This window comes from Clostridium sp. Marseille-P299, assembly GCF_900078195.1.
Taxonomy (GTDB): Bacteria; Bacillota; Clostridia; order Lachnospirales; family Lachnospiraceae; genus Lachnoclostridium.
In genome coordinates this window covers 396,663-410,336 of record NZ_FJVE01000006.1, presented here as the reverse complement: position 1 = coordinate 410,336, position 13,674 = coordinate 396,663, and the positions used below count along the sequence as shown (strand labels likewise).

The following is a 13,674-nucleotide window of genomic DNA, read 5'->3' as shown; positions in this document are numbered from 1 at the left end:
TGTCATTACAATTTTATTAATAATAGAGCCTATTTTAATAAAATTAGTTTGGAAATGCACAACAATTTTTAAAAACACGCATATACTATGATGGTCAAAAAAATATATTTTCGTACTTGACAAGAAAAAAAGAAAGGAGTATTATCTCAACGTGGATACGAAATGTCCATAATGGATAAAAGATATCGTCAAAGGAGATGAGAAGATGAAATTAACCAGAGGTATCGAGCAAGCTATTTGCATTATTGCTTTATTAGCAACACAGGATCCGAGTATTCCAGTGGCTTCCTTCGAGATTCATAAGAGGCTGAAAGGTTCTTTAACTTATACAAAGAAAATTATCAGAAAACTTGTGGTTGCTAATTTAGTACAATCGGTTTCTGGTAACAACGGAGGTTTTTCTTTAGCACGTGATTCTTCAGAAATTAATCTACTTCAAATTGTCGAAGCGTTGGAAGGACCAATTGAGACCTATCCAGATACAGGATTAATTGATGAAGTATTTGCGGATAATCAGGCAATAGCAAATCAAGGAACAGTTGTGTTAAGAAATGCTTTTGCCCAAGCAGATGTATTGTGGAGAGAAGCTTTACGTAGCAAAACAGTACATCAACTCCTTCAGGAAGCACTGGGTAATAAAAAAATCCTGCCTATCAATTGGAATCATTCTGAGGAACGACGGGAGTTATTGATTAGAAAGGTGATGAAAAATATTTATGGAAATGATCAAGACAGAATGGAAGAAGATAAGGAAAAATAAAATATTATTACTTTCCTTTGTGGTCATTTGTTTTATTCCAATGTTGTACGCTTCCTTTTTTCTAAAATCCATGTGGGATCCATATGGAATGACACAGCATTTACCAATTGCTGTAGTAAACGAAGATAAGTCAGTGGATTTTGAAGGCCAGACATTATCGGTTGGAGCGCAGGTCATTGATCAATTAAAAGAAAATGATTTACTAGAATGGCATTTTGTAAGTGCAGAAGATGCAAAAAAGGGATTAGAGAACAAGGAATACTACATGGTAATAACATTACCTGAAAATTTCTCTGCGAATGCAGCAACTGTGTTGTCTGATAATCCAGAAAAAATGAACATAGAATATGAAACCAATGGTTCTTTGAACTACTTAGGTGAAGTAATTGGCGAGCAGGCCGTTAAAGAGTTAAAAAGTGAAGTATCTGAACAAGTAACAAAGGCATATGCTAGCGCAATTTTTGATCAGTTAACCAATGTTAGTGGTGGATTTACTGCGGCAGCAGATGGTTCCGCTCAATTAAAAGATGGTATTGATAAAGTAAAAGACGGAAACAAGGAAATTTCAACCAACCTAGCAAAACTTGCGGATGCAAGCCTTACTTTTAGTGATGGAACGAATACTTTAAGTCTTGGACTTAGCCAATATATTGATGGTGTTGATGCAGTAAAAGCTGGGGCATCTGAGTTAAATTCTGGTTTAAACCAATTTGAGAGCGGAATGAATGAATATACATCAGGTGTAAAAACAGCTGCTACTGGAGCAAATCAATTAAATAAGAACTCTGCTGCAATTAATGAGGGTCTCAATCAGGTGGTAGAAGGAGTTCAAATGATTCCAGAACAACTTGGTAGTACATTAGAGAGTCTTAGTAAAAATAGTGGCAGTGTAAAAAAACTTGCAGAAGGTATGTCTGCTGCGGATAATGCAATCAATCAGCTAAAAGGGGCAACCTCTCAATTAGCGGCTGGTATTCCTGATTCAGATAGTATTAGCGCATTAAAGCAAATGTTAAATAAAGATGTATTTAATGCAATGTCAAAAGAACAACAGGCAGCTGTTCTTGAAAAAGCATCTCAATTAATTGATGGATATACAACGGTTGGAAACGCTGTGAATCAAATTGACGGTGGATTAAACTCACTAGCAAAGCAAACCCCAGCTTTAGTGAATGGAACACAAGCGATTTCAGATCAATTAAGTGGTATATCAACTACAGCACCTCAATTAATGAGCAAATTACAAGAATTAAGCGATGGTGCAAAAACATTGCAAACGGGAGTTAAAACATATACGAGTGGAGTTGCACAGTTAACAATTGGTTTAAATAAGTTAAATGCAAATTCACCAAAACTTACACAAGCAGTGACTTCTTTAGCAGGTGGTACGAACTCTTTAATGAGTGGATTAGATAAACTTACTGCCAATAATGCTACATTAAAAGCAGGTGTTACACAGTTAGCAGATGGAGCAACTCAAATTCATGATGGTGCTACAAAGTTAGCGGATGGTTCCAATCAATTAGATCAGGGATTAACAGATTTAGCTGCTGGTGCTAGTGAATTAAATACTGGTTTAACAGAGGGAAGCTCTAAAGTAGGTTCAATAGAAATCTCTGACGCTTCTATTGATATGATTGCTGCCCCTGATACCATAACTCAGATAAAATATAGTGATGTGCCTAATTATGGTCATGCACTTGCACCATATGTATTATCCTTATCACTTTATGTTGGATGTATGATCTTTAATTTCATCTATCCAATTAGAAAAGTTGCTATGGAAGGTAAATCAAGTGTACAATGGTGGTTAAGTAAGTTATCAGTAGGGTTTGTTGCTGCGACAGCAATGGCACTCCTTGAAACAGGAATCATGTTATTGCTTGGAATAACAACGAATAACCTTTTACAATACTTTGTTATGGCACTTGTAACTGCATATGCATTTATGTTCTTAATCATGGTATTAGCAATGGCATTTGATAACCCAGGACGTTTTGTTGCGATGATATTACTTGTATTACAATTAGCAGGTTCAGGCGGAACATTCCCAATGCAGTTAACAGCTAAGTTCTTCAATGTGATTCATCCATTTTTACCAATGAGCTATGCTATTAATGGTTTCAGACAGGCAATTAGTGGTGGACTTGGAACAAGTACATTTATTAATAATATGGGTGTCTTAATTGGAATCGCTGTTGTATCAATTGCCTTACTATTACTTGCAATGGATATTATTGTGAAACATCACAAAGCTGGAATCTCTCAGTTAGATGACAATCAAAAGTTATTTGATACAAATTATGATTATGCAGAAACAAACTAAAACATATCATAGTATGTAGTAATAAACGAAGATGAAATATGGATACACAGAAATTGTGTAACCAAATATGTTTATGAACAATCTATATTAAATGAATTCTAAAATACTTAGGTAAGCAAATAAGACGTGTACTATTCGGGGATTTCCCTGTGGTACACGTCTTTTTTTAATAATAGGAAATAAAGGTATATATAGCAAATAGCCAGTTATAAAACTAAATAATATATATTGACATAACATGGATAAAGGTGGAAAATTAATACAACAATAAACTTCTGAAACTAAGCAATTATTCTCATAGAGATAAAATAGGAGGACAATAATGATTACAATATTTAATCGTAAAGAATTATGTATTACATTTTCAATGAAGGAACAAGCAGAAATAAGAAATGCCTTAAAAGCTGAGAACATTAAATATATAACGAAAGTTATAAATAGAAATAGTTCATCCCCATTTATGAGTGAAAGAGCAAGAACTGGGACGTTAGGACAGAATATGGAAAAAGCATATGAATATATAATTTATGTACATAAGAAAGATTATGAGAGAGCGAAATATGTAATCAATAAATAGTTTTTATAGTTTGTCCATATGAGAGGAGATTCTATGCATCAAGACTTGGTCCAGGCATTCGAAATTGTAGTAAATCAGTTAAAAGAAGATGCTAGATGCAAAGGTGGATGGCACTACGGTTCAATTAGTAGAAATATGCAAGATAGCTACTCAGACTATGATCCAGTATTTTTAGTTGAAGATAAGTATTTTGAAGAGTTTTCTGCCGATGTTCCAAATATACTTAGAAACGCTTGTGACGATTTATTAATATTTTGGGCGGAAAGTTTTAATGATAAGTATTTTAAGAATTACTGTAGTGTAATGAAGCTTGGTGAAAATCTACATCAGTTCGATTTCTTTGTTTTAAATCAGAATTATCCTTTGGAATGGATGTGCAGACAACATTTAAAAGGGTGTACAAGGGAACATATTATATTTGATCGTACTGGAGAAGTAGGGGCTTTACTAGACCAAGGATTACGGACCGATAACCAGTTACCAGACTTGGTAAGAGCAATGGATACTTATTGGTTTCATGCGGAGATGTTAATAAAGTATTTTAAACGAAAAGACATGTTTAAATTGCTTAAAAATATGGATGTAATATTTCATGCTCATGTGGATTTACTCCTTTCTCAATACGATACTCTTGATTATGGTGCATGGGAGACAAAAGTAAAGTATTGTGTACCAAAAGAAAAGCAACAGCATTTACTTTCATATTTTACAACAGCAGATTTTAATAATATTGAACTTACGATGAAACGATGCATGCCTTTATTTTGCAAGATGCGAAAGAGGCATGTTTCACTAAAAATGTTATTTATCCAGAGCGAATAGCAGAACTTACGATGGAATATTTTTTGCGACAATTGGCAGACTAAATTTAAATGTCAGTGCTGGAGGAAGATTACATGAATTATGGTTCCAATAGAACCTCATCGGATGAATTAATTAATAAAAATAAACTAACGAATCGAAAAGAACAAGGAATCGCAGGTTTCTCTGTTCTTACTTTACGGGAGATGTTAATAAATAAAAAAATTTCTATACCTGAATTAGTGGAAGCCTATCTTTTTAGGATTCAGAAATATGATACCGGAAAAGATGGACTAAATAGTGTTGCGCAGATTAATGAAGATGCACGAAGGATTGCAGTGCAAATGCAAGAGGATTTAAAATATGATAGAGATAAGCCCCTTTATGGTATTCCTATTTTACTAAAAGATAACATAGAGACAGATGGAAATTTGCATACAACTGCAGGGGCATTATCTTTGGCAGAGCTAAAAACGAAGCGAGATGCTAAAATTGTAAAATATTTAAAAGAGAATGGCGCAATTATACTTGGAAAAACAAATTTAACAGAACTAGCAAATTATACAACAAAAAATATGCCAGGAGGCTATAGCGCTAGAGGTGGACAAGTAAAATCAGCATTTGGCAAAGAAGTAGACCCTTATGGTTCAAGTACTGGTTCAGCCGTGGCTGTGTCTGCAGGATTTTGTGCGGCCTCCATTGGAACGGATACAAGCAATTCTATCATTGCACCGTCGTTACAGGCAGACATTGTTGGCTTTCGACCACCTTTTGGGAAAGTTTCGCTAGAAGGGATTATACCAATTAGTTTCACGTTAGATACTGTAGGACCAATGGTAAGGACAATAGAGGATGCAGCGTTAATATATGATTGCCTTCGCAGTGGATATGATAGTGATAGTAAGAATCCAGGCATTTTTCAGCGAGTTATGAAAGAGCCCATTAACGATTCTTTAAAAGACATGCATTTTGCTGTTAACATGCTGGGAAATGAAAAATTATCGGAAAATGATAAAAGGCAAAGTGATGCACTTATTGGTGCTTTAAGGGAGGCTGGAGCAACTATAACAGAAATTACAATTCCAATCACAGAATCTAATAGAACGATTATGAGATATGAATTTAAGTATGCAATGAATCGTTATTTAGCATCATTACCAAGCTCTTTTCCAATTAAATGTTTGAAGGATATTATAGAATTTAATCATGTACATGCAAAGCAAGCATTAAAGTATGGACAAATTTATTTAGAAGACGCTGAAATGAATACAAGTGGATGCCTAGATGAGGAAAAATATAGACAAGCACTAAAAGAGCGTGAGGATTTAAGAAAACGCTTAAATATAGAATGGAAACAATACAATGCAATACTATTTCGTTCAAATACGACGCCACATTATGTGGGATATCCAGTCGTTGCGCTGCCTTTTACAAAAGAGCATTATAAAGCGCCTGAAATTCCAATCAATAAGCCATATGGTTTATGTCTTACAGCTTTTGATGATTTTACAGCGCTTTATATTGGGAGAAGGATTGCAAGAGTATTGAAATATTAATACAGTCTATTCTTTAATATAATGAAAGACAGGAAGTTTGAGATGAATTACTCTTAACTTCCTTTTTTGATATTTTTAGTTATAATTTATAAATTTGTAAAAAAGTTTATTATATTTACAATAAATACAAAAATAGGTATAATAAGGTAGGATTAACGAATAAATAGGGGATAGGTTAGGGGAGGACGCTTAAGATGAATAATGAACAAAAGAATGAATTACATTCAGTGCCAAAAATAATAATTTGTATGTTGTTTTTGCCACCACTTGGGCTTTATTATCTGCATAAAAGATTGGTGGGTAATGAATATGATTTATTAAATGAAGGCAAGGGATTAAGAAATACGGGAATCATATATATATTTATAGCCATAGTTTATGCTATAATATTTTCAACGGATTCTACAAATACATCAAATGAAAATGGGTATATGTTAATAATGAAAGATGTGTTGCATTTCCAAAAGCTCGCTCTAATGTATTTATACAATACAATATGAGTAACGAATCAAAGCCAGAAGAAATCGTTGTTGCATGCACTAGCTGTGGCGGAAAAAATAAGGTTATCAAAGGGAAGGTTACGGAGTGCGAATACTGTAGAAATTTTCTGGATAGCAATGCCCTTATTTGAAATCTTAGGAGGTAAATATGAAAAAGTTAGGTTTTATTGGCGTAGGTGTTATGGGAAAGTCTATGGTTTATAATTTAATGAAACATGGATTTGAAGTAAGTATCTATGCTAGAAATAAAGAAAAAGTTGAAGATGTAATTAATAAAGGTGCTATTTGGTGTGAGAGTATCGCAGAATGTGCACGTGATAAAGATGCAATTATAACCATTGTAGGTTATCCAAAGGATGTGGAGGAAGTATATTTCGGTGAAGCAGGTATTTTAAATAATGCAAAAGCTGGAGCATACTTAATTGATATGACTACGACAAGTCCCAAATTATCGGTTAGAATATATGAAGAAGCCAAAGAAAAAGGGCTAAGAGCTTTGGATGCGCCAGTTTCTGGTGGTGATGTTGGAGCTATGAATGGCACCTTATCAATCATGGTAGGTGGAGAGGAAGAGGACTTTATCGCATGCCAGGAGATTTTTTCAGCCATGGGAACTACAATTGTTTATGAAGGTAAGCCAGGGAATGGACAACATACTAAAATGGCCAATCAGATAGCAATTGCCGGAACAATCGCGGGCGTATGCGAAGCGATGGCTTATGCAAAAAGAACTGGTCTTGATATTCAAACAATGCTAGATAGTATTAGCAAGGGAGCAGCAGGTAGCTGGCAAATGACAAATAACGCACCTAGAATGTTAAAAGAAGATTTTGATCCTGGATTTTATATAAAACATATGATAAAGGATTTAAAAATTGCGAAAGAAGAAGCTGAGACAACTTCTCTTGACCTTGGAGTATTAAAGCAGGTGCTTGATATGTATTGTACCTTAGAAGAAGCGGGATTAGGAGATTTAGGTACGCAGGCACTTTGTAAATTTTACGAATAAGGTAAGATGAAAGGTGCAATAAAAAAGACAGAATACTAAAAATAACAGTGCAATAAAAAGAAGAGTGTCATGAAAAGAACAGTGCACCACTACAGCTAAAAAATCCTATGAAATAAGAGAAAATTCTCTTTCTTCATAGGATTTTAGCTTATTATTGATATTTATAGTGTTTCAAGTTTTAATAATGAATAAATTTTATGAATCTAGAAATCTTCTTTTATCACAATGTTGCTACAGCCAGGTTAATTAGTTTTCATGTTACGTAAGTGTTGCTCATTTATGTAGTATTGGTCTTTTCCTGATTGTTTTGCAATATATAATCCAACATCTGCACATTTATAAAGGTCTTCATATCCATCTACATGTTCGTCCATATAGGCAACACCAATACTTGTTGAAAGTTCATAGAGCTTGTAATACTTACTTAATTCGAGACGAACTACTTTTAATAAATCTTCCAATTTTGTAATTAGAGTATTAGCAGGAATATTAGTCTTTAAGAAAACTACAAATTCATCGCCGCCAATTCTCGCAATAATATCATCATTTCTAAAAGAATGTTTAAGGCATTTCGCAAAATTTTGAAGAACAAGATCTCCGATTGGATGACCTTCTGAATCATTTACTCGTTTAAAATTATCTAAGTCAAATATGATCAGCACACCATCCTTTGGATTTTGCTCAAAGGATTCTTTAACACACTTTTCCAATCCATTTCTGTTTAGTAATTTTGTTAAACTATCTGTTTCGGATTTTTCTTGTATTCCTAAAAGTTCTTCTTGCATTTTAAGTTTGCTTGTTACTTCTGAGGTTATATCAGTTATTCTTCCATAAAAAGCTTCACTTTGCTCAAAGGATATAATATTGATATATTTATTATCATTTATTTTTATAACATTATTGTTATTACTATCCGCAAGAAGGCTTAAACTTTTGATGTAGCTCTTAAAGGTACTAGGAGTTCTTTTAACCTTATCCCATAACTCATCATTAATTCCTAAAATAACTTGTATGTTATTTGAAAAGAAGTTTTGCTTAATCGGAGAAATACATTCAAAAACAGCAATTTGATTGTCAATGGATGATATGATTCTACTCATTCTCATGGATTTATTCTTATAACTATCTCTCCAATCATTTAGCATTTGGGCAAGTTTTCTAAACTCTGTATTATGCACCACATTAAAATCAACGTTATAGTTTCCAATCATAAGCTTTTGAATATCGGATTCTATAGTAACTAAGTCGCCTATAACATACTTCTTAAGGCAATATTGTATAATTGCCATCATGGAGAATAATACGATGCAAATACCAACAAATGCAAATATGATGGATTTTAATATCGCAAGGTAAACAACACTAGCCTCTGTGTAAGCACCTAATATTTTACCATTTATCACTTTTGTTACTAGATATTTTGTTGTACCATTAATTTGTGCATGTGATATTTTTGAATATTTTTTTAATTCATTAACAAACTCTTTCTGATCAGAAACATCCTCAAACTCAATTGTCTGCTCATTGTTTTTCGTGATTGCTTCTAACTCTCCGCTGCTTTCATCAACAATAAAAATTGCGTTAGTTTTTAAGGTGACGGTTTTTTCTACCGCGGAATGTATCGAAGTATCTTTTAAGAAATTGTTTAACTTATTAGCGTTTATACCGATTTGAATTACGGAGTAATTATCAGAATTTGATCTTATACCTATATAAGATTTAGTTTGTTGATCTTTTATACTTAGACCATTCCATTCGATTACATACTCCCATATATTATCATTTTTAAATAGTCTCCAGAATCTACGTGTAGTCTCATAATTTATAAAATTTAATCCTACATACTCATCATCACTACTTAAAGTGATTGTCCCAGTGCCATCAATGATATGAATTTCATCTACTTCCATTATTCGCTTAATTTCGTTCAAAGTAGATTGTGTACAGTTTTCAATTGGATAATCCTCTAGCATAAAATCTATCGCATAAGCTCTATTTAGAAAGTCACTTTTTAATAGCTCTTTTGTTTTTTGAGCATCAGTTAAACTCTTATAATATAGCTGTTCTACTTGCTCCATCATGCTGTTGAGGTCATTATGCATTTTATTATTTTCAATAAAGTATATTATTCCTGTAAAAATAACAAATAAAATTAGTGATAAAATCGCAAATATATTGCGAATTTTTTTAAATATTATTTTTTTCATAAGAACTCCTTTTGAAACACAATAAACTTATCTAAACAATTTTAAGGAGAGGATTATACATTTAATTTCATTAAAAATTATATATATTTCAACTTTAACTCGCTAAACTTGTTCAGTATGAAAATTATACCACAATGTATAAAAAATGCTACAATTTGAATTTAAATCCTATATTTCGCATAAAATTTAGATTAGAAATTGGTAATTTCATGTTAAATTTATACATTTCACTTGACATCCAAATAATGTAATGATATCCCTGTTAGAAATATTCAGAATTAAAAAAGATGAAATTATCTGAAAGGTATGAAAAAAATGATTCTAACTGTATTCGTCCAAAACCTATATCTACTAATTATAAGACATTGACGTAGCTATGAAACGCATAGTTACAAAGGGTGTCTTTTGTAGTTATGCGGTTTTGATGAAACAATATGATTTGATTCTTAATTCGCCGCATTCAATCCTGTAACTTTATTACAAACAGAATGCGGCATTTTTTTATCTTTTTTTAAGAATCATGCAACTGGTTACAAATTAAAGAAGGAGGAGAACGAAATGGAAACAGCATCGATTATTAAAGTAAGTAATTTAAGAAAATCATTTCTCGTTAAAGAAAAAGAGAAAGGATTGCGAGGTAGTCTAAGTAATATTTTTCAACCGAAATACAAACGTATTTCTGCAGTAGATGATATAAGCTTTGATGTTTTAGAAGGTGAAATCCTTGCTTTTATTGGACCAAATGGTGCGGGGAAGAGCACAACGATTAAAATGTTAACTGGGATTTTATATCCGGATCAAGGGGAGGCGCTAGTTTCAAATATGAATCCTAGCAAAAAAAGAAAAAAGTTAGCATATCATATTGGAACTGTATTTGGCCAGAAAGAGCAGCTTTGGACACATTTAACGCCTTACGATAATTTTAAATTTTTCGGTGCGGTTTATGATTTGAAAAACGAAGAAATTGAAGAGAGAATTGCAGAATTAAAAGAAGTATTTGAACTTCATGAATTTATAAATACACCAGTTCGTAACCTATCTTTAGGCCAAAGAATACGTTGTGAAATCGTAGCGGCTTTAATACATAAACCTAAGATTTTGTTTCTTGATGAACCTACCATAGGGCTTGATCCAGTGGTGAAAGAAAATATTCGTTCCTTAATTAAAAAAATGAATAAAGAGCTAAAAACTACAATATTTTTAACAAGTCATGATATAGGGGATATTGAAAAATTGTGTAAGAGAATCATCATAATAAACCATGGCAAGATCGTTCTTGATGATTCGATGGAAAATTTAAAATATCACTATCTTAATAAAAAAATTGTTGAAATTAAAACAAAAGAAGAAGTGAATTTTTCTAATACGAAAGGCATAACTGTTTTAAAAAGTAAGAATGGAAGTAGTAAACTTGAAATAGATACAGAACTTACAAGTATTAGTGAGGTCATAAAGCACTTAGATACTGATAATCTATTGGATATTAATATCTCGAATATTCCATTAGAAAATATCATTACTGAAATTTATAAAGAAAAGTCTAATTGTATTGGAAGAAAGGAGTCCACTTGAGAAAATACCTTTATATTTATAAGACTACTGTAATAGAGAGTGTTCAATATTTGATGAATCTTTTGATGGGAGTATTAACTTATTTACTTATTATTTTCGTTTTTTTATACCTATGGAGATATATGTATTCTGATTCAAGTGAAGTAATTGAAGGATACACCATGGTCCAAATGGTATGGTATATCATTTTAACTGAGATTATGTGGTTTGGTAATAATAATCGAACCTTAAAGTGGCAAATAAGTGAGGATATTAAAAGTGGTGGAATTGCCTACGGATTGAATAAACCGTATAATTACCTCTATTTTATGATTGCGAAGCACTTTGGTGAAGTAACCATACGATTAGGCATTTATCTTGGTGTGGGAATCTTATTAGGAATATCAATTGTTGGAAAACTACCTAATTTTCAATTGATTCATTTGCCATACATAGTAATTGTATTTTTTCTTGGAATGGTGATTAATTCTATCATACGTATGCTGATAAGCAATTTTTCCTTTTGGATTGAAGATGCCGCTCCATTTCATTGGATTTACGATAAGTTGATTTTGGTGGTTGGAACAATATTTCCAGTTGAAATGTTTCCTACATTTTTACAGCCACTTATAAAATGTTCGCCGATCTATGTAATAAATTATGGGCCAGCTAAATTAATTATAGATTTTAGTATGGATAAGTTTGTTAATGTCTTATTTGCACAAGGGATTTATATAGGCTGCACAGTTTTACTGTTATCTGTATTTTTTCAGAAGGGAGTGAAAAAGCTCAATGTTAATGGAGGCTAGAAATCAAATTAAAATAATATTTTTATCCGTTAAATATAATGTAATGCGGGAGATGACAAACCGTGTCACCTTCCTTACAAATATTACTTTTATGATCTTAAATAATGCAAGTTTTATTATACTTTGGTTGGTACTATTTAGTCTTAAGAGTAATATTGGAGGTTACCAGATAAATGATGTGCTAGCAATGTGGGCCTTGGCAGCAAGTACTTATGGGTTATCTCATATCTTTTTTCTAAGAGCATATCAGCTTTCCGATTTAATTATTCATGGTAAGTTAGATGCTTTTTTAGTCCAACCCAAAAGTGTTATTCTAAGTGTAATCACATCCGCAACAAGTGCACCAGCAATCGGGGATTTATTGTATGGGTATATTATTATTTTATTGTTTCACCGTAGTCCTGGCAAAATTTTATTGTTTACGTATTTTACAATAACGGGTGCAATTATTCTTACGGCGTTTGCTGTTATTGTAGGAAGCTTATCTTTTTGGATTGTTAAAGGTGATATTCTTGCAAATAATTTAAATGAAGCAATGATTAATTTTTCAACCTATCCAGAGGGTATTTTTAGAGGAGTAGTAAAGATTATTTTGTATACCCTAATACCAGTAGGATTAACTGTTTATATGCCATTACAAGTAATTTTAAAATTTCAATTTAAGTATTTATTTATTATAACGTTGTTTGCTTTTGGGATATCATTATTTGCATGGATTATTTTTTATCGTGGATTGAAAAGATATTCATCCAGTAATTTAATGAGTGCTAGGGTATAAAATAAGTTACTTAAACTTCGCAGTATAAAAATGATATGAATTAACTGCGAAAATAAGTGATAGAAAAGAAAACATATAGGAGAATGGGTATGAAAGATGTAAGAAGAGGCTTCGTTTTAGAGGATGAAAAAGAATTTTTTGCTCAAGGTAGTTATATGAAATTAAAACAGGCGCAATATGATTTACTGTTTTTAATGGAACGAAATTATCCAATTAAAAGTGCCTCCACTTTCGTCGGTAATCATTATATGTTATCAGAACGGCAGCGACTAGCACTCGTGCGTGCAACAGCTACGAAGGAGATGTTAGATTCTAGAAAAGAAAAAGAGATAACAAATTTACAAGGTGAAACGGTATTGATTGACGGTTTTAATCTCATAATTACCCTAGAAGTTGCGTTGTCAGCATCAACTCTTATTTTATGTATGGATGGAACATTTAGAGATTTAGCAGGTCTTCGAGGGACTTATCGAATGATTGAAAAAACAGACTTAGCAATCAAATTAATTGGTGATCAACTAAAAGAGCAAGGAGTAAAAAAAGTAGTTTTTTATTTAGATTCACCAGTTTCTAATTCTGGAAGGTTAAAATCTAGAATATTAGAAGTACTTTCAAGTTATCCATATAAAGTGGAAGTAAATCTTGTTGCGAATGCAGATGTGATCCTTGAAAAAGAAGCAAAGGTGATAACAAGTGATGCTATTATTTTAAATAAGTGCATCAGTTGGTTTAATATTCTTCCTATTATTATAGAACAAAATATAAAAGAAGCCCGTTTTGTTAATTTAAAATAAAAGGTA

General features: G+C 32.3%; 12 protein-coding genes. 11 read left to right on the top strand and 1 reads right to left on the bottom strand.

The genetic code is table 11. The features are described 5' to 3' along the window. Positions 1-205: 205 nt before the first annotated feature. From BN4220_RS05835 to BN4220_RS05805, 7 genes are all read left to right on the top strand, one after another. Positions 206-760, top strand: a complete 555-nt coding sequence (locus BN4220_RS05835; protein WP_066714643.1) for an Rrf2 family transcriptional regulator — start codon at positions 206-208, stop codon at positions 758-760. Continuing rightward, complete coding sequence (locus tag BN4220_RS05830; protein ID WP_066714642.1) at positions 717-3,086, top strand: YhgE/Pip domain-containing protein; 2,370 nt, start codon at positions 717-719, stop codon at positions 3,084-3,086. Before BN4220_RS05835 ends, BN4220_RS05830 begins: the two co-directional genes overlap by 44 nt. A 322-nt stretch (positions 3,087-3,408) precedes the next feature. Further along, on the top strand, positions 3,409-3,663 hold the full coding sequence (locus BN4220_RS05825; RefSeq protein ID WP_066714641.1) for a hypothetical protein: 255 nt from the start codon (positions 3,409-3,411) through the stop codon (positions 3,661-3,663). A 33-nt stretch (positions 3,664-3,696) separates the two neighbouring features. Continuing rightward, a complete protein-coding gene (locus BN4220_RS05820) occupies positions 3,697-4,485 on the top strand; it encodes an adenylyltransferase (RefSeq protein WP_242867745.1) in 789 nt (262 codons plus the stop codon). A 74-nt stretch (positions 4,486-4,559) separates the two neighbouring features. Further along, the gene (locus tag BN4220_RS05815) at positions 4,560-6,020 is read left to right on the top strand and encodes an amidase family protein (protein WP_066714639.1); all 1,461 of its coding nucleotides are present in this window, start codon (positions 4,560-4,562) and stop codon (positions 6,018-6,020) included. 194 nt (positions 6,021-6,214) lie between these two features. Further along, positions 6,215-6,520, top strand: a complete 306-nt coding sequence (locus tag BN4220_RS05810) for a hypothetical protein (RefSeq protein WP_066714638.1) — start codon at positions 6,215-6,217, stop codon at positions 6,518-6,520. A 148-nt stretch (positions 6,521-6,668) separates the two neighbouring features. After that, positions 6,669-7,529 carry an NAD(P)-dependent oxidoreductase gene (locus tag BN4220_RS05805; protein ID WP_066714635.1) on the top strand — a complete coding sequence of 287 codons (861 nt, stop codon included), beginning with the start codon at positions 6,669-6,671 and terminating at the stop codon, positions 7,527-7,529. A 242-nt stretch (positions 7,530-7,771) separates the two neighbouring features. On the opposite strand, the gene BN4220_RS05800 is transcribed toward BN4220_RS05805, so the two are convergent. Next, positions 7,772-9,736 (bottom strand): GGDEF domain-containing protein, encoded by a 1,965-nt coding sequence (locus tag BN4220_RS05800; RefSeq protein WP_066714634.1) that lies wholly within the window; start codon positions 9,734-9,736, stop codon positions 7,772-7,774. 558 nt (positions 9,737-10,294) lie between these two features. On the opposite strand from BN4220_RS05800, the gene BN4220_RS05795 reads away from it, so the two are divergent. The 4 genes from BN4220_RS05795 (at position 10,295) to BN4220_RS05780 (ending at position 13,668) form a co-directional block, all read left to right on the top strand. Beyond that, on the top strand, positions 10,295-11,308 hold the full coding sequence (locus tag BN4220_RS05795; RefSeq protein ID WP_066714632.1) for an ABC transporter ATP-binding protein: 1,014 nt from the start codon (positions 10,295-10,297) through the stop codon (positions 11,306-11,308). Positions 11,309-11,469: 161 nt separating this feature from the next. Then, on the top strand, positions 11,470-12,096 hold the full coding sequence (locus tag BN4220_RS05790) for an ABC transporter permease (protein ID WP_242867744.1): 627 nt from the start codon (positions 11,470-11,472) through the stop codon (positions 12,094-12,096). Then, the gene (locus BN4220_RS05785; RefSeq protein WP_066714629.1) at positions 12,080-12,874 is read left to right on the top strand and encodes an ABC transporter permease; all 795 of its coding nucleotides are present in this window, start codon (positions 12,080-12,082) and stop codon (positions 12,872-12,874) included. The genes BN4220_RS05790 and BN4220_RS05785 overlap by 17 nt, the downstream gene beginning before the upstream one ends. Positions 12,875-12,963: 89 nt before the next feature. After that, complete coding sequence (locus tag BN4220_RS05780; protein ID WP_066714627.1) at positions 12,964-13,668, top strand: DUF434 domain-containing protein; 705 nt, start codon at positions 12,964-12,966, stop codon at positions 13,666-13,668. The last annotated feature ends 6 nt before the right edge of the window (positions 13,669-13,674 follow it).